Genomic DNA, 22,696 nt, shown 5'->3' with positions numbered 1-22,696 from the left:
TTCACATGCGCGCCATCATCCTGATGTTCGACAGCCTCAATCGCCACATGCTGCCGCCGTACGCGGACACTTTCGTCGACGCCCCCAACTTCGCGCGGCTCGCGCGCACTGCGGTGACGTTCGACAACTTCTACGCCGGCTCGATGCCGTGCATGCCCGCGCGACGAGAGCTTCACACCGGTCGCCACAACTTCCTCCACCGCAGCTGGGGCCCGCTCGAGCCGTTCGACGACTCGATGCCCGAGATGCTGAAGAACGCGGGGGTGCACACGCATCTGGTGTCCGATCACCAGCACTACTGGGAGGACGGCGGCGCCACTTATCACACCCGCTACAACACGTGGGAGTTCTTCCGCGGCCAGGAAGGGGACAACTGGAAGGGGGACGCCGATGCGCTTCGCGGCGTCCGGTTCCCCGCCACGCTACGAACCCAGGACGCCGTCAACCGCCGCTACATGACCACCGAGGCCGAGCACACCCAGACCCGCACCGTCGACGCGGGCATCGAGTTCCTCGACACCAACGTCGGCGCCGACCGCTGGCTGCTGCAGATCGAGCTGTTCGACCCGCACGAGCCGTTCTTCGTACACCACAAGTACCGGGACCTGTACCCGGAGGCGTACGACGGGCCAGAGTTCGACTGGCCGGACTACGCGAAGGTCGTCGAGTCCGCCGATCAGGTCGAGCACGCTCGCACCCAGTACGCGGCGCTGGTCTCGATGTGCGACCACTCGCTCGGGCGCGTCCTCGACTACATGGACGAACACGACATGTGGGACGACACCATGCTGATCGTCAATACCGACCATGGCTTCCTCCTCGGAGAGCACGGCTGGTGGGCGAAGTCGGTGCAGCCGTGGTTCAACGAGCTCGTTCATCTGCCGATGTTCCTCTGGGACCCCCGGTCAGGTGGCGCCGACACACGCCGCGGCGACCTCGCGCAGACCATCGACATCGCCCCCACAGTTCTGAAGTTCTTCGGCCTGGAACCGACGCCCGACATGCTCGGACACGATCTCGAGCTCGCCGACGGGAAGGCGGGAGCGCTGTTCGGCATCCACGGCGGCCATGTCAACGTCACGGATGGCCGGTACGTCTACATGCGCGCGAGCTCCGACGCGGCGAACGGTCCCATCGAGGATTACACGCTGATGCCGACGCACATGCGCAGCAGGTTCGGGGTGGACGAGTTGCGGGGTTGGGAGCCGGCGGAGCCCTTCGCGTTCACCAAGGGACTGCGCACGATGCGGATCGACGCCGAGGGCGGCTTCCGCATCAATTCGTGGCAGCACGGCACGCTGCTGTGGGATCTCGAGACCGATCCCGGTCAGGAGTCCCCGATCGTGGACGACAACGTCGAACTGAGCATGATCGCCCTGCTGCTCGGGCTGCTCCGCACGAACGATGCGCCATCGAGTGTCTTCGAGCGGCTCGGACTTCCACTCCACGGCGACGCGGACGCGCGCCACCTCGCCGTGCGTGCCGACGCCGAGCGCGCGCGTGCCGTCGCCGAGCCGCTGCCAGCGCTCGAGGACATGCCCGCGCAGGCCCTGCTGCAGACACCGGTCCACGCGCTCCTCGCCGACGACGCGATCCGGTCGGTGCTCGACCGCCATCTCCCGTGGATCGGCACTACCGAACAGGTCGCCTCCACTCCGTGGTTCAGCATCCTCGGGATGGCGCGGGCCGGGGGCATCGGGGCGACCGAACTCATCGCGATCGCGGACGACCTGGCCGCGGCGACCGAGGCGAGCGTGGTCTCGTGAGCCCGTCCGCCTCCCGCCGCCCGAACATCCTGTGGATCAGCACACACGACATCAACCCGGACCTCGGATGCTACGCCGGCGTCTGGCCGGGTGCCGAGTACGCCTCGACCCCCAATCTCGACGCCCTCGCCGCGCGCGGCGTCCGCTTCGACAACGCCTTCGCCGCCGCACCCATCTGCGCACCGTCTCGGTCCGCCATCATCACCGGGTGCTACCCCACCGCGATCGGCACGATGCACATGCGCTCCAAGGCGGTCCCCCCGCCGGATGTCCGCCTGCTCCCGGAAATCCTCCGAACGGCGGGCTACTACTGCACCAACAACTGGTTCACGGACTTCCAGATGGATCTGCCGGAGGTCGTGTTCGACGAGTGCAGCCCCACGGCGCACTGGCGGAACCGACCCGACGCGGAGACGCCGTTCTTCGCGATCTTCCATGGGATGGCCACGCACGAATCCCAGCTGTACCTGGCTGACGACGCGTTCGCGGCGGCGACAGCGCATGTCCCGGATTCCGCACGGCATGATCCAGCGACCGCACCGCTCCCGCCCTATTACCCGGACGAGCCGGAGTTTCGAACCGCGTGGGCCCGCTACGCGGACCTGATCACCGCGATGGACGTGTGGGCCGGCGGCATCCTCGCCGAGCTGGCGGAGGATGGCCTCCTCGAGGAGACAATCGTCGTCTTCTGGAGCGACCACGGCAAGGGCATGCCGCGCGCGAAGCGCTGGCCCAACGAGTCCGGACTCCGCGAGCCGCTGATCATCAGCTGGCCCGGTCACCTTCCGGAGGGTGCCGGAGCGACCGGTCTGGTCCACACGATGGACCTCGCGCCCACGATGCTGCGTTTGGCGGGCATCGACATCCCCGATGCCATGCACGGCGTGCCGGCGCTGACGGCGGAGGGAGCGATCGTCGACGAACCGAATACGTACGCGTACGGAGGCCGGGACCGTCAGGGTGAGGCCGAGGACCGGTCGCGCACCGTCCGGGACGCCCGGTTCCGCTACATCCGCAACGAGTATCCGGACAAGCCGGCGATGCTCCACACGGACTACGCCGACCGTTTCCCGACCTGGTCGGCCTACCGGCGGCTGGCGTCCGACGAAGCGCAGCAGCGGGCCCGCGGTGAGCGGCCTTCTGCAATGGACCCCGTGCAGCGCGCGGTCGTGGCGCAGTCGAAGCCGGCGGAGGAACTGTACGACATCATCGCCGACCCGCATGAGACCACGAACCTCGCGGCGGATCGGGCGTACTCCGCCGAGCTCGACCGACTTCGGGCTGCGCTCGCCTCGTGGCGAGATGCCTACGGCGATCTCGGGCTCCTCCCCGAGGACCAACTTGAACAGCGATGGCGCCCGGACGGCCGCAGACGACGGACGGCTACGCCCGGAGTGACCCTTCAGGACGGCGTGCTGACCCTTTCCAGCGACACGGCCGGCGCCATCCTCGGCTGGACGACGGTTCCCGCGCGATCGGCCGAGGCGGACCATCGATCCGAGCCGCCGTTGGCCGCCTTCGGCTCCGCCCCTGCGGACGGCCGGCTCTGGCACCCCTACACCGCACCGATCGCCGTCGACGGGCCCGTCTGGGCCAGAGCCTGGCGACTCGGATACGAAACCAGCGAAGAACTACTGGTCGACCCCGCCTCGACCGAAGAACGAACGGACGCCGCATGAGCACAAGCACCCTGACCGAGCTCACCGAGGACTCACCGGAGATCACCTCACGGCTGGAGGCACTCACCCTCGAAGAGAAGGTCCGGCTCCTGACCGGGCGGGACTTCTGGACGACCTGGCCGATCGAGAAGATCGGATTGCGCCGCATCCTCGTCTCAGACGGCCCCAGCGGTGTCCGCGGCGAGGTGTGGGACGAGCGTTCCCCGTCCCTCAACCTGCCCTCGGCGACGGCGCTCTCGTCTTCCTGGGACACGGAGATCGCGCGCCGTTACGGGGCGGCGTCCGCGGTCGAGGCGCGGCGCAAGGGCGTGGATGTCGTCCTCGGGCCCACGATCAACCTGCACCGGTCGCCGCTCGGCGGCCGTCACTTCGAGGCGTTCAGCGAAGACCCCGTACTCACCGCCCAGCTCGCCGCCGCCTATGTCGGGGGAGTGCAGGACAACGGTGTCGGAGCTACGCCCAAGCACTACGTGGCCAACGACTTCGAGACCGAGCGCTTCACCGTCGACGTCACGGTGAGCGACCGCGCCCTCCGCGAGCTCTACCTCCGGGCGTTCGAGGACGCCATCACGGAAGCCGGCGCCTGGCTGGTCATGAGCGCCTACAACTCCGTCAACGGGGCGACCGCGACCGAGAACGACCTGCTCGAGACCCCGCTGAACTCGGAGTGGGGCTTCGACGGTGTGGTGATCAGCGACTGGACCGCCGTCCGGAGCATCGAGAGCGCGAAGCACTCGCAGGACCTCGCGATGCCCGGTCCGGTCGGCCCTTGGGGTGACACACTCGTCGATGCCGTTCGTCGCGGCGACGTCGCAGAGTCGGCGATCGATCGGAAGGTGCGCCGACTCCTGCTGCTCGCCGCACGGGTCGGAGCGCTGGAGGGTGTCGACGCCGTCGCCGCTGAGCCGTCGAACGTCGAGGACGGCGTCGCGTTCGCACGGGAGGCCGCCGCGGAGGGCTCGGTCCTGGTTCAGAACGACGGAATCCTCCCGCTCGGACGTCCGCAGCGCATCGCGGTGATCGGACACAACGCCTCCGCGGCCCGCACACAGGGCGGCGGAAGTGCGACCGTCATCCCGGAGAAGGTCGTTTCGCCGCTGGCCGGTATCGCGACGGCCTTCCCCGAAGCCGAGATCACGTATTCCCTCGGGGCGATCGTGCAAGAGGGCCTGGCCGAGTTCGACCGCGATGCGATGACCAATCCCGTCACAGGCGCTCCCGGCGCGCGAGTCGAGTTCCTCGACGAAGACGGCGCTGTGATCTTCGCGGAGGACCGCCTTGCCAGCGCGCTCGTGTACTTCGGCGGCGACGCACCGGTCGGATCGCTGGCTACCCTCGTGTTCGAGACCGATCTGACCATGCGCGAGTCCGGCGTATACCGCGTCGGCTTCGCCTCCGTGGGAACCGGCCGGATCTTCGTCGACGGGGAGTTGAAGGCCGAAGCGACGCCTACAGGCGTCGGAGACGACCTCGGTGCCGCGTTCCTCGCCCCACCCGCCGTCTCCGTCCCGGTCGCTTTCGGTGCCGGACGCCCGCGCCGGGTGCGCGTCGAACTGCAGCCGCAGCGTCTCGCCGGAGGTCTCAGCAATGCGCTCAGCGTCACCTTCGGCACCGAGCCGGTAGAGACCGACCCCGACCGTCTGATCGCGGAGGCGGTGGCTCAGGCGTCGTCGGCCGACGTCGCGGTGGTCGTGGTCGGTACCAACTCGCGCGTCGAGTCGGAGGGGTATGACCGCTCCGACCTGCGCCTCCCGGGCAAGCAGGACGACCTCGTCCGCGCCGTCCTGGCCGCCAACCCACGAACCGCCGTCGTGGTGAACGCAGGCTCGCCCGTCGAGCTCCCGTGGCGCGCGGACGCCGCCGCCATCCTACTGACCTGGTTCGGCGGCCAGGAGTACGGCTCGGCAGTCGCGGACATCCTCAGGGGAGCGCGAGAGCCCGGTGGTCGCCTGCCGACCACCTGGCCGGGCCGCATGGCCGATGTGCCGGTCCTGGAGGTCACGCCCGAGGACGGGGTCGCGCGCTACGACGAGGGCATCCACATCGGCTACCGCGCCTGGTTGCGTTCCGACGCCGCTCCGGCGTACCCGTTCGGCCACGGTCTGGGCTACACGACCTGGACGTTCGAGGACGCCGCGACCGACGGCTTCGACGACGGCCGGGCGGACGTCCTCGTCCGCGTCGCGAACACCGGCGTCCGTGCGGGCAAGCACGTCATCCAGGTGTATGCCGAAAAGCGCGACTCGGCAATCGACCGCCCAGAGCGTTGGCTGGTGGGCTTCGCTGTCGTCCGTGCGGAATCCGGGCAGACCGTCGAGACGACCATCCCTGTGCCGCGTCGCGCCCTTGCTTACTGGGACGGGGCCTGGCGTTTCGAGCCCGGCGAGTATGACCTGCGTGTCGGCTCCTCCGTGACCGACCTGCCCCTGCTGGTCACGGTGACCCTGTGACCGCACCGACCACGACTTCACAGGAGACGACCATGAAGCGACCCAACATCATCTTCATCATGTCGGACGACCACGCAGCGCACGCCATCTCGGCTTACGGCAGCCGGGTCAACGTCACCCCGAACCTCGACCGGATCGCTCAGGAGGGGATGCGGATGGACGCGGTCTACTGCACCAACTCGATCTGCAGCCCCTCCCGCGCCACCATCCTGACCGGGACCTACAGCCACATCAACGGGGTCTCCTCGATCTGGACCGAACTCGATTACCGTGTCCCGACATTCGTCGAGGTGCTGCAGCGCAACGGCTACAAGACGGCGATGTTCGGCAAGTGGCACCTGGGAGAGCACGGCCAGTCGCTGCCCCGAGGCTTCGACGCGTGGAGGGTGTTCCCCGGTCAGGGCGACTACCTCGACCCCGAGATGATCGATGCCGACGGCTCCGGGATCGTGCCGGGTTACGCCACCGACATCGTCACGGACCTCTCGATCGACTGGATCGACAGCCTCGACGCGGACCAGCCGTTCTGTGCGATGGTCCACCACAAGGCGCCCCATCGCCCGTGGGTGCCCGACGAGAAGCACAAGCACCTCTATGCCGATGGCAGCATCCCGGAGCCCGAGACCTTCTTCGACGACTACGCCACACGCAGCAGGGCGGTACGCGGCGTCCACATGACGATCGCGGACGACATGGGCGCCGACGATCTGAAGACCGAGGTGCCAGAGCACCTGCGCGGCCCCGAGAACCGTGCTGCCCGCATGAGCTGGAAGTACCAGATCTATATGCGCGACTACCTGCAGTGCATCCAGTCGATCGACGACAACGTCGGCCGGCTGCTCGACCATCTCGAAGAGACCGGCCACGCAGAGAACACCCTCATCGTCTACACCTCCGACCAGGGATTCTTCCTCGGCGATCACGGCTGGTTCGACAAGCGGCTGATGTACGACCAGTCGCTTCAGATGCCGATGCTGGTGCGCTGGCCCCTCCAGATCAAGGCGGGCAGCCGCTGCGAGGCGATCATCACCAATGTCGACTTCGCCGCCACAATCCTGGAGGCCTGCGGCATCGAGCCATCCGAGCTCCCCACGTCGCAGGGCCGCAGCTTTCTGCCCCTCCTGCGCGGTGATCAGATCGACGAATGGCCGGACGCGATGTACTACCGCTACTGGGAGCACGACGATCCGATCCACGCCGCCCCCGCGCACTACGGCATCCGGACGGACTGCTTCAAGCTCATCTACTATTACGGCGCGGGGATGGGCGTCCCCGGCGCGTCCGACCGGATCTTGGAGCCGGAGTGGGAGCTGTACGACCTGCACGGCGACCCGACCGAGGTGCGGAACATCGCAGACGATCCGGCGTACCGGGAGATCCGCACTCAGCTCGAGGCGAAGATGGCCGAGTACCAGCGGCGCTACCACGACGAGCCCTACGTTGGTCCGGACACCCCGCAGCCTGAGTGGGGCCCCTACGACGTGGAACTGTTCGAGCGGGTGCAGAAGTACGTGGAGAACATCAGAGCGTCGAGCTGAGCGATGGTGGGTGTCCGTTCCCTGGGCGCCGCGGGTCGTCTGGTGTTCGCCTCAGCGCTCGCCGCGCTGGGAGTGGCCCACGCGGTCGTCCTGCTGCTCAGCGGACGCCGCGCACGCGCGCCGCAATCTTCTCGTCCCAGGCGGCGTCAAAGTCTAGGCGTGCAATTCGGTGCGCTTGCCCACATTTTGCCCCGACTTGATGCCAGGCCTGCTGATCACCGTGATGTCGGGGACCTGCACTTCCGCTAAATTCCGCGGAAGTCCGGCGCGACACCTGCTCTCGCGGTGGGCGAACTTGAGCGCACGGCTCATAATGGGAGGGCTGCGAGCCTCTTGCGCGGAGGAGCCGGGGAACTGGCCCAACCGATATTCGCGACGTGGCCGCTAAGTCGTCCGGGCCCCGCGAGAATCGACAACGCCCGGATAGCCAGCGACACGCATCGGAACGTGTGTTGCTCTACTCTGGACCCGAGAATTCGGAGCGGTTATCCCCGAACGCGATCCGAGTTTCATCCTCGCTCATCTTTTCACCCAGCGAGAACTCTCCCTGTCGCACCATCCCGAGTACCGGGGCGGGCACATTGAGTCGACTAGCGGATCCGTGGATGGATGATCGAACGAACGGGTAAACGGCCATGAACGCGACTCGCTCGGCGAATTCGCGCAGCACCTCGTCAACAACGATGATCGGCTCTTGAGCGCTGTAGATCACTTCGACGTCTGCGACGAACTCTGCTCGTTCGTCGCTGAATACTGACCGGAAGCGGAAGCCGATCTCTTGCCCGTCATTACGCATGCCCAGCGAGTTGTCTGTGAGTGGAAAAGTGAGGTCGTCGCGCTCGGCGTCCTCCCAATAGATCCGTCGTCCCCGTTCTTCATGGACGACGACGTCAGAGATATTCACAGCTGCGACGAGTTCGTGAATGTTGCTCACCCGCGATGGCTCAGGCGTTGTGGTCTTACGCGGCAAGTGCGAAGTCCGCTCTCGCAGACGCGGGGGCCGCGTAACTCAGCGGTGCGACAATGCGATAAGTCCTAGCCGACCAGTCTTGAACCTGGTCGTACTGACCGTTATCAAGTTCCACTTGGTGCGTAACTATGGCGCCCACGGCGTGAGCGTAACGACGAATGGTGGAGAGCTTTGGGTCCGAATCCTGCCGCTCGAAGTCTGCGATCGTGGGCTGCGAGACACCAAGTTTGTCGGCTACATCTTTCTGAGTAAGGCCGCGCGATTTTCGCGCTTTGATTAGTCCGAGCAGAAGACGGTAATCAGCTTTGGCGAGTTCCGTAGCTCTCCGCTGGGTTGGGGTGATCCGGTCGGAGAACAGCAGATCGTGAAGCTTCGACATAGATTGCAGTCTATATCGTAAAACGCCGACGTCAATACTCAGCTTTGCCAACTCCGCGACTCGCCGCCCCGGTACCTCATGAGCGCATGGCTGATTTCGATGTTCTGCAGGTCCTCGGTTACAGCTTCGCTCGTTGGCGATATTCGTTTGATATGTAGATGCAGGTTCACGAGGACTTCGGGACGGGAAGGTGGTTCGCCGTGATACTGCCTAATGAGCGTGCCTAGTTCGTTCCAGCGCAGTTCGTAGAGGTCGGGATCGCGCCGAATCGGCACGAGCGACTCCTCGTCGAACTCATCGATCTCGCCGGCTGCAGCCAGTTCGCGTAGGGCCCGAATCCGGCCGATGACTAGTTCTTGGTCTACCTCTGCCAGGCCTTGCAGCCAAAGGTAGAACGACAGCACTTCCTCATTGTCTTGGTCGATGAAATCGAGCCATGACAACGGAGATTCACGCGGGACGGTGCATCGTGATCGTCTCGCCTCGGGCAATCGTCCTCCTCCAAATTGTGGACCGCGTTAAAGCCTATGGCTTGGCACTGACAAACCGGCCGATCGTTCTCTACACAATTTGCCGTATTCCAGCTCCACGGAAGCGGAAGCGGAAGCGGAAGTCACTGGGCCGTACGCGTCATCGCGCCGTTCGATATCCAGGCCTCAAATGAAGCCGTTTGCTGCACTGCATCGTGGTCGAAGAATGCCAGGCGTAGATCCGGAAAGGGAGAGTAGGAGGTGACGCCCGTTGGTGAACGATCCAGCGAAAAGGCCATTTCCGAGCAAGCGTCCGCATCGATGATGTCCGGCTCGCCCCGCATTCACCCCGCACATTGAAGCTGATTCAGCGAGATTCGACCCAAGCCTAAGAAATCGAAAACCGCTCAAAATCAAGCCAAACTCATCGTGCTTGGTCCGAGTAGATCTATCGGGACCTAATCGTGGTGTCGAGGGACATGCGGCGCTCGGGCTGTCAAGTCACAAGGTCGGATTCAACGGCCGCGCTCGGTCCAGGTGAATCTAAGCTTGATCGAGGCGGAACGCTGACATCCGACACTGGTGCGATTTGCGTAGGTTCTTGAACTGTGAAAGCTGCGGATGGATCTACATCGCTATCGTCTTGGTATAGAACGCGATCCAAACTGATCAGCGCCTTGATCTCATCCCTGAACTGCTCGAACCTCGGGACATTCGGGTTTGAAAGATCTGACAACTCGTACTCACGTTCAAGTCGCGCGACGATTGCCCTGATGTCGTCGGCATGGTCCGCCTGTGAGAGAGCGGTGTTGATCGTTCTGAGCGTGCGCGACGCCTCGAACTTGCGCATACCTTTCGGATAGTCGCGCAGGAACGTCCGGACGGCCCTTTGAAGACGGTCGTCCGAGCGCTCGTGCGACTCGTCCTCATCAGCGTCGAGCAGAGTCTCGGAAAGCAGACCGAGCAATGAGGCGAAACGCTCGCGAATGTCGCTTGCACCTTCCACATCAGCGTTCATAGTGAGTAGTTCCACTACCTCGCGAGCGAAGCCGGCCTTTTCGAGATGTTCTTCTGGAAACGCAACGCGCAACGCAGCCGTGAGCCCCTGCCAGATTCGTCCGTTCGCGCGTGACACCTCAGCCGTGATGAGCTCGACGCTGAAGGCGCCAGCTCGTGTACCTGAAAGGTCGACAAAACGAGCGATGTAATTCAGTGCGGCCCTGCGTGCCAGCGGGATTGGGACAAGGTCCTCAATTTCCTCAACGTCACCATCTCTGAATAATCCACTGTTCTGCGCCCAATCGGCGAGGGTGACAATGAAGCGATCTTGCAGTACACGCTTCTTTCGGGCCTCTCCGCGTCGGAGTACCTTGGCGGCGTCTTTCCCTGCTTTGTCGCTGTCGAGAAGGGCAACGCAGGCTGGCTTTACGGTGTCCCGCCCTCGTGCAAGGTAGACCATGTAGGGGATAGCGTCAGCACCTCCGCACGCAACGACGGTCACAGCATTGAGATCAAGTACGCCCGCCGTCGATCCATTCCTCCGAGCGAGATGCGACGACATGCCCGCCAGCAAGATCTGGTCACCTGGCCCTTCGACAAATAGGTTCTGACCACCTATGAAAGCTGTCTCCGCAACGTATGTGCCAAGGGATGACCGTAACGGCTCATACCTGTTATTCGCTGCGTCTCTCACGACGCGTGTTCCTTCGTCCTCCGACCCCTTGTCGAGTACGCGAATGCGGTAGCCGGCGTTCTTGTCGATGAGGAACGGCGAATGCGTCACGTAGACAACCTGGCTTCGCGGGCTGCCATCCTCCGGAAACGCATAATCATGTAGGACTCGCAGTAGATCCTGTTGGCCGACACTGGATAGGTATGCGTCGGGCTCATCGAGAAGCAAGATGTCGGGCTTCTGGTTGCGCAGCCGATGTGCGGTGAGCTGCACAAAGTAGCTCAGGAAGAATCGAAGACCCTGGCTTCTTTCCTTGAACGAGTACGTGGATGCTGTGCGGTCCTTGATGGTGAAGGCTAGTTCGTGCTCTCGAGCCTCGACCAGGAGGTCGAAGTCCTTGTCCTGTGTCCACCATCTCTGAACATTGAGGTTTTCCTTGATGGCGGCGTTCATCTTGTCCACTAGGCCTTCGACCTGGCCTTCGCGACCGTCGGCTATAGCGTCTAACAACTCGCCAAACGCTCTTTGGTCAATTCGCGCTGCATCGACCAAGAGTTTTCGGGCGAGCTCGAACTCAGCGTCGGACTTTCCCGCGTCTGGGGACGAAGAGGTTGAAAGAAACGGGAGCAGTGCTTTGCCGAGGCCCGCTTCGGTCTTCTCGGAGCCGAAAAGGGTCGTCAAGATCGATACTCGTTCCCGCCGCGGGAACGGTGACAAATTGCGGCCCGCGAGGCGAGCGATTGATACGCTGTCGGGAATCGCCAGATCTGTGCGAAGCGTGTGAAACGATGGCAACGCGGGTGCGAGTTCGGCCAGATGTTCAGGAGTCACCGCGACACGCTGACCTTCAACTACCAGGAACGGCGCGGCATTTCCGGGTCGGTAAAGCGCGAATTCGCTGGCCGATTGCAGAGCCGGAATTGCAGGACGCGCTTCATCGCTGTCCACCCTGAACCACGCTCCAAATTCAGGCAGGCGGATTTCACCCTGCTTTACGGAGTAGAGGTCAGAGTATCTGCAGAAGTCTTCTCGCTTGATCGGGTTGCCGGTCAAAGCTGCTTCTATGGCGGTAAGGAGTTGGCTTTTGCCGGATTCGTTGGCGCCGACAATCGCGGTGATCTCTTCATCGAGGGGCACGCGGACGAACGGGTACCACTTACCGTCCGACAACTCCCACGTGGGTGGAACTCGATTTTCCTGGTCCTCTTTCGCCTTCAACTCGTAATCGAAGTTGAACGACTTGAAAAACCGAACATCAATTCGCGTCAGTTTCACGCACGCCCCCTCTTGAATTGCCCATCCGACTCACGATCCTGACAGAGACCAGGCATCGCGTATGCCCCACAAATGGGGAGGCCGAAGGATTGCGCGCGCCAGAGTCGGCATCCATCCGGAACGTGCAAGTGAGGAGGTCATCATGGGAACTGTTACTCCGTACGAGACCAGTGCGGGTCGTCGTTGGCGTGTGCGCTACCGCACACCCGAACACCGTCAGACGGACAAACGAGGCTTCAAGACTAAGCGTGATGCCGAGCTGTACCTGGCGAACGTTGAGGTCTCGAAAGCGGTCGGCTCATTCATCGATCCCCGGGCGGCACGAATCACAGTGGGGGAACTCGCTCCGGGCTGGCTTGCGAACAAGCGTCAGGCGATGAAACCCTCGAGTTTCCACTCGATTGAGACGTCGTGGCGGGTGTACGTCGAGCCTCGGTGGTCAACGGTTGCCGTCGGCGCCATCCGGCCCAGCGGCGTCGCAGAGTGGATTCGCGAGTTGGGACAGGGAACCGCAGTGTCTAGTCCGAAGGCTGTGTGGACAGCTGACGAATCGAGACCGCGCTCGGCAACGGTCGTGCTTCGTGCCCTCGGAGTGCTCGCTGGCATCCTCGACGTCGCACTGAAAGATGGTCGCATCACAAAGAACGTTGCCCGCGGCGCCGATGGTTCGCCACGCAAGCACTCGAACAAGGCGCGTAGATACCTCACACACGAGGAGGTGATTAGTTTCGCCGAGGCAGCCGACACCGACATGCAGGCGACGCTACTGATGGTGCTCGCCTACTGCGGTCTCCGGTGGGCGGAGGCCACGGGCCTCCGCGTCCGCGACATTTCGATGAAACGGCGTCGGCTGGAGATCAACCACACGGCGACCGAGGTGGATGGCAACGTCGTCGAGGGCGTGCCCAAGTCCTGGGAGCGGCGTTCCGTCCCATTTCCTGATTTCCTCTCCGAACCTTTGGCTCGGCTTTGCGCCGGGAAGGGTCTCGACGACCTCGTCTTCGCCAATCGCTACGGCGGCTTCCTCCGCCGCCCGAGCGCCAGCAAGAACAAGCGGTCCTGGTTTCTCGCAGCGCTCGCCGGAGCTGGCCTGGAACGCCTTACCCCACACGACCTCCGGCACACCGCCGCGAGCCTTGCAGTCAGCTCCGGAGCGAACGTCAAAGCCGTCCAGCGGATGCTCGGGCACAAGTCCGCCGCGATGACCCTCGACACTTACGCCGACCTGTTCGATGACGACCTCGACGAGGTCGCGATGCGCCTCAATGAGGGAGGTCATCAGAAAAGTGTGGGCAAAGTGTGGGCACGGAGAGCTGAACCGGCCGACTGAGGAAAGAGCAAAGGCCCCGACTTCCGCGTCATCTCGCGGATCTCGGGGCCCTCGTGATCTCTGGAAAATGGCGGAGAATGGGGGATTCGAACCCCCGAGGGCTTGCACCCAACACGCTTTCCAAGCGTGCGCCATAGGCCACTAGGCGAATTCTCCTGGGTTGCCACCACCCTGCGGGCGACGGCTCACAATATCTTAGCGGACGCCGGAGGCCCTGCTGTGCACGGCCTCCCAGCCGGACCCGCTAGACTGGTTCGCGGCTCCCCACGTGGCGCCATCCAGGCCAACTCCCCCAGGGCGGAAACGCAGCAAGGGTAACCGGGCTCTGGCGGGTGCGTGGGGGGTCTTTTTCGTGTTCAGGCACCCGTCACACGCGCCGCGTAGAGTGTGGGCAGCACAGCAGCTGACCTATGTTCTACGCTTTGTAGAATGACACTCCGACGAGTCGAGGTGCGCGTATGACCGAGCAGGAAACCGTCGAGCACGGGATCGCCGAGCTCGCCTCCGAGGCGTTCGTGGTCGGGTTCCCGCTCGTGTTCGATCTGGAGCAGGTCGAGCGGTTCACTCGGGACGGGCTCGGCGCCGTGCCGCCCACGCCGTTCAACGTGTTCGGGCACGCGCGCACGCTGGCCGGTCCGGAGACCACCTTCGTCTCGATCAACAACGACACCGTTTACTCGATCGCGCAGCTCGACCTGAGCGTCGGGCCGGTCCGGCTCTCCGTGCCCGCGGTCGGCGACCGGTATTACGTCCTCCAGTTCGTGGACGCCTGGACGAACAACTTCGCCTACGTCGGCACCCGGGCCACCGGCTCGGCGGCGGGTGAGTTCCTGCTCGTCCCGCCCGGCTGGGAGGACGAAGCCGGGGACGAACGGCGAGCCGAATCCACCGTCATCCGCTTCCCGACCCGGGTCGGCACCATCGTCGGGCGCTGGGCGGTCGCGGGGGCGGACGACCTCCCCGCCGTGCACGCCCTCCAGGACGCCACCGTGCTCACCCCGACGCTGGAGACGCTCGCGCCGCCCGCGGGCATCCCGGAGGTGGCGGCCGGGCCGACCGAGGCGCTGACCTTCTTCGAGCGGATGCGGGTGTGGTCGCAGGAGTTCCCTCCCGCCGACCACGACCGGGACGCGCTGGCGACGTACGAGCCGATCGGGCTCACGGGGGCGACGCCGATGCACGAGCTGCCGGAGGACGTCCGCGCCGCGCTCGAGGAGGGGTACGCGGTCGGCAAGCAGGCGCTCGAGTCGTCGCTGCACACGACCGTGCCGACGACCGACGGCTGGCAGGTGAACCTCCACGTCTTCGACTACAACACCGACTTCTTCGAGGTCGGCGCGCTCGACAGCCGCGGCTGGCAGCTCACCGACCCGACCACCCGCTACGCCCGCCGGGCCGGCGCCGCCCTCGGCGGGCTGTGGGGCAACCACGGCTACGAGGCCGCGTACTTCCCGACCTACGTGGACGCCGCCGGCGAGCAGCTCGGCGGCGCGCACGTCTACCGGCTGCGCCTGAGCCCGACGCCGCCCGTGCACGCGTTCTGGTCGCTGACGATGTACGACCTCCCGCACTTCTTCCTGGTGGCGAACCCGATCGGGCGGTACTCGATCGGCGACCGCACGCCCGGGATCGTGTACGACGAGGACGGCGGGCTGACCATCACGATCAGCGCGACCCGGCCGGCCGACGCGAAGGCCGCCGCCAACTGGCTGCCCGCGCCGGAGGGGGAGTTCCGACCGCTGCTGCGGCTGTACGCCCCCGGCGCCGCCGTGCTCGACGGCAGCTACCGGCTCGCGCCGATCGAGCGCGCAGACAGCGACGACGACGACAGTGCAGACCGCATCACAGACGAGGAGACCCGCTGAAAGTGGCCCGTTCGCTCTACATCACCTCCGCGGAAGGACACACCGGCAAGTCGACGGTGGCGCTCGGCGTCCTGGAGTCGCTGCGGCACTCCGTCGAACGCGTCGGCGTGTTCCGGCCGATCGCGCGCTCCGCCGTCGAACGCGACTACGTGCTGGAGCTGCTGCTCGACCGCGTGACCGCCGACCTCTCCTACGAGGAGGCCATCGGCGTCACCTACGACGACGTGCACGCCGACGCGGACGCGGCGCTCGGCGAGATCGTCCGGCGCTTCCGGGAGGTGGAGGCGCGCAGCGACGCGGTCGTCATCCTCGGCTCCGACTACACCGACGTGGGCAGCCCGACCGAGCTCGGCTACAACGCGCGCATCGCCGCGAACCTCGGCGCTCCGGTGCTGCTGGTGCTGGGCGGCCGGATCGGCCAGGGCTTCGGCGAACGGCTGGGCCAGGCCGAGCCGCGCTCGCCGGAGGAGCTCCGCCAGCTCGCGGAGCTCGCGCTCGCCGAGCTGCGCCAGGAGCACGCGGGCGTCGTGGCGGTCATCGCCAACCGGGCGGACGCCGACCGGCTCGACGCGATCGTGGCCGCGGTCAGCGGCGCGGTGGAGGCCGCCGGCCCGGCCGCCGCGTCCGGTCCCGAGCTCCCGCCGGTGTGGGCGATCCCGGAGGACCTCTTCCTGGTCGCCCCCAGCATCCGCTCGATCATGGAGGTCACCGGCGGCGAGCTGATCGCGGGCGACGAGGCGCTGCTGGCGCGCGAGGCGCTCGGCGTCGTCGTCGGGGGCATGTCGATGAACAACGTGCTGCCGCGGCTCGTGGAGGGCTCGGTCGTGGTGGTCCCCGGCGACCGCACCGAGGTGCTGCTCGCGGTGCTGATGGCGAACGCGTCCGGCACCTTCCCGTCCATCGCCGGCATCGTCCTGAACGGCGGCTTCGACCTCCCGGAGCCGATCGAGCGACTGCTCGCCGGCCTCCGCTCGCCGCTGCCGATCGTCCGCACCGGGCTGGACACCTACGACACCGTCGTGCGCATCACCCACGCGCGCGGCCGGCTCGCCGCCGACTCGCAGCGCAAGTACGATACGGCGCTCGCGCTGTTCGAGCGGCACGTGGACGCGGAGCGGCTGCTCTCCCTGCTCGACGTCTCCCGGCACGCGGTGGTCACGCCGCTGATGTTCGAGTACGACCTCATCGAGCGCGCCCGCGCGGCCGACAAGCACATCGTGCTGCCGGAGGGGGAGGACGACCGCATCCTGCGCGCCGCCGCCACCCTGCTGGCGCGCGGCGTCGCGCGGCTGACGATCCTGGGCGAGCCGTTCGAGGTGCGGTCGCGCGCGATCGAGCTGGGCGTGGACATCGGCAAGGCGGAGGTGCTGAGTCCGTTCGACGACGTGCTGCGGCTGCGGTTCGCGAACGAGTACGCGAAGCTGCGCGCGCACAAGGGCATCACTGTCGACCAGGCCGCGGACACCGTCACCGACGCCTCCTACTTCGGCACGATGATGGTGCACCTCGGCCTCGCCGACGGGATGGTGTCCGGCGCCGCGCACACGACGGCGCACACGATCCGGCCGGCGTTCGAGATCATCAAGACCACGCCCGGCGTCTCGGTGGTGTCGAGCGTGTTCCTGATGGCGCTGGCCGACCGGGTCCTCGTCTACGGCGACTGCGCCGTCGTGCCCGACCCGACCGCCGAGCAGCTCGCCGACATCGCCGTCTCGTCGGCGCGCACGGCCGAGCAGTTCGGCATCGAGCCGCGCGTGGCGATGCTGTCGTACTCCACCGGCGACTCCGGAGCGGGCGCCGACGTGGACAAGGTGCGCACCGCGACGGAGCTGGTCAGGGAGCGCGCGCCGCAGCTCGCCGTCGCCGGCCCCATCCAGTACGACGCGGCGGCGGACGCGGCGGTCGCGGCGGCGAAGATGCCCGGCTCGCAGGTGGCCGGTCGCGCGACGGTCTTCATCTTCCCCGACCTCAACACCGGCAACAACACCTACAAGGCGGTGCAGCGCAGCGCAGGAGCGGTCGCGATCGGGCCGGTCCTCCAGGGCCTCCGCAAGCCGATCAACGACCTGTCCCGCGGCGCGACCGTGGAGGACATCGTGGACACCGTCGCCATCACCGCGATCCAGGCGGCGCTGTGATGAGCGCGGTCCTGGTGGTCAACAGCGGCTCGTCGTCGCTGAAGTACCAGCTCATCGACGCCGGGACCGAGGAGGCCGTGGCCTCCGGACTCATCGAGCGCATCGGGGAGTCCTCGGGCCACATCCGGCACAAAGGGCCCGGCGGCACGTGGGAGACCACGCTCGCGATCCCGGACCACACCGCCGCCTTCCGGGTGATGCTCGACGCGTTCGCCGCCGAGGGCCCGAGCCTGGACGAGAACCCGCTCGCCGCGGTCGGGCACCGGGTCGTCCACGGCGGCAAGCGGTTCTTCGAGCCGACGATCGTCACCGACCTGGTGGAGATCAACATCGAGGACCTCTCCGACCTCGCCCCGCTGCACAACCCGGCGAACCTGCAGGGCATCCGCGCGGCGAAGAAGGCGTTCCCGGACGTGGAGCACGTCGCGGTCTTCGACACGGCCTTCCACCAGACGCTCGCGCCGGAGGCCTACACCTACGCGATCGACGCGGCGCTCGCCGAGAAGCACCGGGTCCGCCGGTACGGCTTCCACGGCACCTCGCACAAGTACGTGTCGGAGGCGGCGGCGGAGTTCCTCGGCCGGCCGCTCGGCGACCTGAAGCAGATCGTCCTCCACCTCGGCAACGGCGCGTCGGTCTGCGCCGTCGACGCCGGCCGCTCGGTCGACACCTCGATGGGGATGACTCCGCTGGAGGGGCTCGTCATGGGCACCCGCTCCGGCGACCTCGACCCCGCGGTGCTGCTGCACCTGGCCCGGCGCGCGGGCCTCGGCATCGACGACCTCGACGAGCTGCTCAACCGGCGCAGCGGCCTGCTCGGGCTCTCCGGCCACGGCGACATGCGGGATGTCCGTCACGCCGCCGAGTCGGGGGACGCCGCCGCCCGCCTGGCGCTCGACACTGCCGTGCACCGGTTGAAGCACTACATCGGCGCCTACACGGCCGAGCTCGGCGGCCTCGATGTGCTCACCTTCACCGCGGGCATCGGCGAGAACGACGCCCGGCTGCGCGCCGAGGTGTGCGCGGGCCTGGAGGTGCTCGGCATCCGCCTGGACCCCGAGCGCAACGCGAGCCCGTCCCATGACGCGCGGCTCATCTCCACCGACGACTCCCGCGTGGCCGTGCTGGTCGTGCCGACCGACGAGGAGCTGGAGATCGCCCGCCAGTCGCTGCAGGCGGTGGGCGCGGGCTGAGCGGGCGGGTGCACCATGCGGCGGCGCGGCGGCGGAGCCGGGCGGGACGACAGGTCCACCCGGAGGGCCGGGCTGCGGCCGGCGCTCGCCGCCGTGGTCGCCGCAGTGCTCGCGGCCGGCGCGGTGCTGGCGGGATGCGCCTCTGACGGCGACCAGGTCGGCCCGCGGTTCATCACGCCGCCGCTGATCCGCTACAGCTCGGTGCTGTGGCCGGTCCCGCTGGAGCTGATCGACGCCCAGCCGGGGACCCGGGTGCGGATCACGGCCTCCCTCGACTCCCCCCACGGCGCCTGGACGTCGGCCGCCAGCTACGACGTCGGCGGCGACGGGACGGTCGACCTCGCGCGCGACAAGCCGCTGTTCGCCCCGTTCTCCGCGCCGGACTCCGCCGGCCTGTTCTGGTCGCTGCGCGGCCCCGAGCTCGGCGTCGCCGACCTCGCCCGGCAGTGGATGCACGACACGAACGCGGTGACGCTGACCGCGAGCGACGGCGACCGGGTCGTCGCCCGGCGCACGTTCCGGCTGGAGGGGCTGGGCGGCACCATGGACGGCCGGACCGTCTACACGCACGACCTCGCGCCCGCGGCCGCCGGCGTCGCGCTGCCGCCGCACGAGACGCACGAGGACGTGCCGGTCGGCCGGTTCTTCGACGCGTCGTCGATCGAGCGCCCGACCGGGCCCGCGGTGCTGATGTTCGACGATCCGACCCCGGGAGCCTCGGCGGACTTCACGGCGGCCCTGCTCTCGCAGTTCGGCGCCTCGGTGTTCGTCGTGCCGATGACCTCCGCGGACGGCGTGCACCTGTCCACGGTGACGGACGCCGGCACGATCTCGGCGATCCTGGACTGGCTGGACGATCTCGCGTCGGTCGACGCGCGCCACGTCTTCGTCTACGGCACCGGGGCGTCGGAGCAGCTGGCGATCTGGGCGGCGAACCGGTTCCCGACCCGGCTGCACGGGCTCTTCGCCGGAGCCGGTCCCGCCGAGCTGCTCTGCCTCGCCGGATCGAGCGCGTCGCCGGTCTTCGAGGGCAGCGTCGGCGTGCCGTGCGAGCGCAGCCCGGGCATCGGGACGACCTCCGCGCCGCCACTCGGCGCTGTGAACGGGCCGGTCGTGCTGACCTGCGGCCAGGTGGACCACGTGTTCCCCGGCGCGTGCGCCGTGCAGCAGGAGCTCGCCGCCACCCGGACGCCGCGCGCGGGCGACAAGCTGCTCGTGGCTCCCGGCGCGGCGCACGCGGTCACGGTGCCGCCCGGCCTCCCCATCGCGCTGCCTGCGCCCGGCGACGGGTCGGGCGCAGGCAGCCAGGCGACCGAGCAGGCGCGGATCGCGTTCTGGAACGCGGTCGGCCAGCTGCTGCTGCGGGCGGTGCTGTCGTGAGGGGGCGGCTGCGCGCGCTCGCCGCCGCTGCCGCGATCGTCGCGGTCGCGGCCCTCACCGGCTGCGTCGCACCGGCAGGCGGAGCCCGCATCGAGGTCGCGCGCTTCGGGAACGCCACCGCCGACCCGGTCGTCGTCTCGCTCACCGGCCTGACCCCGGGGGAGGATGTCGTCCTCCGCGCCACCGCGACCACGACCGCGGGGACCTGGACCTCCCGCGTCCTCTACGCCGTGCCGCCCAGCGGCCGAGTGGACCTCTCCTCCCAGCAGCCGATCACCGCCCCGTACGTGCGACCGGACGCCGCCGCGCCGTTCTGGAGCATGTCCGGCCCGTCCCTCAGCCAGTCCCAGCTCGAACGCGCCTGGGCGGAGGGCCCGGTGCAGGTCGAGCTCACCGCCGAGCAGCGCGGCGTCAGGGTCGCCGTCGCGCGTGTGCCGCGCACCGCCCTGTCCGCGCAGAGCGTCGAGCGCGACGTGACGGTGGACGCCCTCGCCAGAGCCGCGGTCCCCGCCGGCACCGCGCCCTCCGCCGACCAGGCCCAGGCGCTGCGGGCGGGCACCCTGTTCACCCCGCTGCCGACGCTCGTGCACCCGCGGCCCGGCGTCATCCTCATCGACGGCGACGACGACGCCGCCTCCGGCGCCTTCGCCGCGCGCCGGATCGCCGCGATCGGCTTTCCCGTGCTCATGCTCCCGGCCTTCGGACCGGAGGGGCAGATCCCGGGCTCTGCCGCCCTCTCGGTGGAGGCCTTCGACGCCGCGCGCGCCTGGCTCGCGCGGGATCCGGGCGTCGACCCGAACCACATCGTCGTCTACGGCACCGGCCGCGCGGCCCCGCTCGCGCTCTGGTTCGCGGCGAGCGAGCCGCAGACGGTCTACGGCGCCATCGCCGCGAGCGGGCCGACCGCCGAGCTGTGCGCGTCGTCGTCCGGCGCGCCCACCCTGTTGAACGAGGGCCGCCCTGTGCCGTGCGCGAGCCCGAACCGGCGGATCGCGGACACGCCCATCCTGCCGCTGAACCGCATCCCGGGGCCGCTGCTGCTCGCCTGCGGGACGGCCGACGAGCAGCTGCCGAGCGCGTGCGACTGGACCCGCGCCGGGGCGGACGAGCGCGGCGCGCGGGCGCTGGGGGAGACGCTGATCGCCCCGGGCTCTGCGCACGAGCTGAGCGCGCCGCCGATGCTGCCGATCGGGCTCGACGGGCTCCCACCGGCCACGGCGCAGGCGACGGAGGACGCCAGGGTGGCATTCTGGTCGCGGGTGACCGCGCTGCTGGAAGGAGCCATCGGACCGTGAACCCCGCCAGGAGGACCCGCTTCGCCGCGCGCCGTGCGCTCGCGGCGCTGGCCGGCGTCGCGCTCGCGGCGGTCGCGCTGGTCGGCTGCGGCACCCAGCAGGGCGCGGCGGGACCGCGCTTCGCGTTGAGCGCGAACCCCAGCCCGGTGTGGCAGCCGGTCGGCATCCAGGTCCTCGCGCTGCCGCCGGGGCAGGAGGTGACCATCCGTGCCTCGCTGGTCCCCGGCGGCCTCTGGTCGTCGCAGGCGGTCTACGCGGTCCCGGGCGACGGAGTTGTGGACCTCGCGCGCGACGTCCCGCTGGAGGCGCCGTTCACCGGGGCCGACGGGATGGGACTGTTCTGGACGATGCGCAGCAGCACGGGGGAGGCGGCGACCTCCGACGTGACCTGGGGCGGCTCGTCCTTCTCGGTCGACCTCCAGGCTTCCGTCGGCGGCCGCCGGGTCGCCGAGACCCGGGTTCAGCGCACCGGCCTGTCGGTGGCGGCGCCGTCGCGCGCGGTGTTCGACGACGGCATCACCGGGGACTACTTCCAGCCCACGAGCTCCGCGGAGGGCGTACGGCCCGGGGTCATCGTGTTCGACGGCACCGATCCGGGCGAGCCGACCGGCGTGCTCGTGTCGGCGACGCTGGCGGCCTTCGGCTTCCCGACGCTCGACCTCTCCACCTACGGCTCCGCCGGGCAGCTCGCCCCGGTGCGCAGCCTCCCCGCCGAGCGGTTCCTCTCCGCCGTGAGCTGGCTGCGCGCGCAGCCCGGGGTGGACGACCAGCGCATCTTCACCTTCGGGGCCTCCCGCGGCGCGCAGCTTGCGCTCTGGGCGGCCTCCGCCTATCCGGGCACCGTCTACGGCGCCATCGCGCCGGGCGGCACCACCGGGCTCATCTGCCCGTCGCCGGTGCCCAGCCCGGCCGTGACGGTCGGAGGGGCCTGGGTGCCGTGCACGACCGGCACCCACGACCCGGCGCCTGCGGCGGTGCTGGACATCCAGCGCATCCCCGGGCCGGTCGTGCTGGGCTGCGCCGGACGCGACGAGGAGCTCGGGAACGGCTGCGCGTGGCTGGACGCCGCCGCCCGCAAACGGCCGCTCCGCGAGGGCGACGCGTACCTGATCGCGCCGGGGGCGACGCACCTCTTCTATCTGCCGCCGTACACGCCGCTGCTGCTTCCGGCAGGCTCCGCCGCGCAGCCCACGGAGCGCGCGAGGGAGGCGCTGTGGGCGGACATCATGGCCGCGCTGACGGCTCCGTCGTCGGTGCCGGGTCACTGATTCCGCACGGTCCTCGCGGGACGGCCGG

Annotated in this window: 15 protein-coding genes, 1 tRNA gene and 1 other RNA gene; 12 read left to right on the top strand and 5 right to left on the bottom strand. The window is 68.0% G+C overall.

Features of this window, described 5'->3' with window-relative positions; all coding sequences use genetic code 11:
- Positions 1-5 precede the first annotated feature (5 nt).
- From ABCS02_RS17235 to ABCS02_RS17220, 4 genes are read left to right on the top strand one after another with little or no spacing between them, the layout of a single operon-like run.
- On the top strand, positions 6-1,766 hold the full coding sequence (locus tag ABCS02_RS17235) for a sulfatase (protein ID WP_345836892.1): 1,761 nt from the start codon (positions 6-8) through the stop codon (positions 1,764-1,766).
- Entirely contained in the window at positions 1,763-3,445 is a 1,683-nt protein-coding gene (locus ABCS02_RS17230; protein WP_345836891.1) for a sulfatase, read from the top strand. The genes ABCS02_RS17235 and ABCS02_RS17230 overlap by 4 nt, the downstream gene beginning before the upstream one ends.
- Complete coding sequence (locus ABCS02_RS17225; protein WP_345836890.1) at positions 3,442-5,895, top strand: glycoside hydrolase family 3 C-terminal domain-containing protein; 2,454 nt, start codon at positions 3,442-3,444, stop codon at positions 5,893-5,895. Before ABCS02_RS17230 ends, ABCS02_RS17225 begins: the two co-directional genes overlap by 4 nt.
- A gap of 32 nt (positions 5,896-5,927) precedes the next feature.
- Positions 5,928-7,433 (top strand): sulfatase, encoded by a 1,506-nt coding sequence (locus tag ABCS02_RS17220; RefSeq protein ID WP_345836889.1) that lies wholly within the window; start codon positions 5,928-5,930, stop codon positions 7,431-7,433.
- Positions 7,434-7,890: 457 nt separating this feature from the next.
- Here ABCS02_RS17220 and ABCS02_RS17215 read toward each other — a convergent pair whose 3' ends face one another.
- The 4 genes from ABCS02_RS17215 to ABCS02_RS17200 form a co-directional block, all read right to left on the bottom strand.
- Positions 7,891-8,367, bottom strand: coding sequence for a hypothetical protein (locus tag ABCS02_RS17215; protein ID WP_345836888.1), 477 nt, complete (start codon positions 8,365-8,367; stop codon positions 7,891-7,893).
- Between the two features lie 25 nt (positions 8,368-8,392).
- Positions 8,393-8,782, bottom strand: coding sequence for a helix-turn-helix transcriptional regulator (locus ABCS02_RS17210; RefSeq protein ID WP_345836887.1), 390 nt, complete (start codon positions 8,780-8,782; stop codon positions 8,393-8,395).
- Between the two features lie 38 nt (positions 8,783-8,820).
- Positions 8,821-9,225, bottom strand: coding sequence for a hypothetical protein (locus ABCS02_RS17205; protein WP_345836886.1), 405 nt, complete (start codon positions 9,223-9,225; stop codon positions 8,821-8,823).
- 523 nt (positions 9,226-9,748) lie between these two features.
- Complete coding sequence (locus tag ABCS02_RS17200; protein ID WP_345836885.1) at positions 9,749-12,199, bottom strand: hypothetical protein; 2,451 nt, start codon at positions 12,197-12,199, stop codon at positions 9,749-9,751.
- Positions 12,200-12,341: 142 nt separating this feature from the next.
- On the opposite strand from ABCS02_RS17200, the gene ABCS02_RS17195 reads away from it, so the two are divergent.
- Entirely contained in the window at positions 12,342-13,529 is a 1,188-nt protein-coding gene (locus ABCS02_RS17195) for a site-specific integrase (RefSeq protein ID WP_345836884.1), read from the top strand.
- A gap of 68 nt (positions 13,530-13,597) precedes the next feature.
- Here the strand turns inward: ABCS02_RS17195 and ABCS02_RS17190 are convergent.
- A tRNA-Ser gene (locus ABCS02_RS17190) sits at positions 13,598-13,685 on the bottom strand.
- A gap of 99 nt (positions 13,686-13,784) precedes the next feature.
- Between ABCS02_RS17190 and ffs the strand changes: the two genes are divergently transcribed.
- The 7 genes from ffs (at position 13,785) to ABCS02_RS17155 (ending at position 22,668) form a co-directional block, all read left to right on the top strand.
- Positions 13,785-13,881, top strand: an RNA gene (ffs, locus tag ABCS02_RS17185) — signal recognition particle sRNA small type.
- Positions 13,882-13,987: 106 nt separating this feature from the next.
- Positions 13,988-15,394 carry a DUF1254 domain-containing protein gene (locus ABCS02_RS17180; protein WP_345836883.1) on the top strand — a complete coding sequence of 469 codons (1,407 nt, stop codon included), beginning with the start codon at positions 13,988-13,990 and terminating at the stop codon, positions 15,392-15,394.
- 2 nt (positions 15,395-15,396) lie between these two features.
- Positions 15,397-17,532 (top strand): phosphate acetyltransferase, encoded by a 2,136-nt coding sequence (gene pta, locus ABCS02_RS17175; protein WP_345836882.1) that lies wholly within the window; start codon positions 15,397-15,399, stop codon positions 17,530-17,532.
- A complete protein-coding gene (locus tag ABCS02_RS17170) occupies positions 17,532-18,725 on the top strand; it encodes an acetate kinase (RefSeq protein WP_345836881.1) in 1,194 nt (397 codons plus the stop codon). Before pta ends, ABCS02_RS17170 begins: the two co-directional genes overlap by 1 nt.
- A 15-nt stretch (positions 18,726-18,740) precedes the next feature.
- Entirely contained in the window at positions 18,741-20,105 is a 1,365-nt protein-coding gene (locus ABCS02_RS17165; RefSeq protein ID WP_345836880.1) for an acyl-CoA thioesterase/BAAT N-terminal domain-containing protein, read from the top strand.
- Positions 20,102-21,400, top strand: coding sequence for an acyl-CoA thioesterase/BAAT N-terminal domain-containing protein (locus tag ABCS02_RS17160; RefSeq protein ID WP_345836879.1), 1,299 nt, complete (start codon positions 20,102-20,104; stop codon positions 21,398-21,400). Before ABCS02_RS17165 ends, ABCS02_RS17160 begins: the two co-directional genes overlap by 4 nt.
- Entirely contained in the window at positions 21,397-22,668 is a 1,272-nt protein-coding gene (locus ABCS02_RS17155; RefSeq protein ID WP_345836878.1) for an acyl-CoA thioesterase/BAAT N-terminal domain-containing protein, read from the top strand. Before ABCS02_RS17160 ends, ABCS02_RS17155 begins: the two co-directional genes overlap by 4 nt.
- Positions 22,669-22,696: the final 28 nt, after the last annotated feature.

It is taken from the genome of Microbacterium sp. X-17 (genome assembly GCF_039615055.1).
The sequence above is the reverse complement of the archived record's forward strand: the minus strand, read 5'-3'. Positions and strand labels throughout refer to the sequence as shown.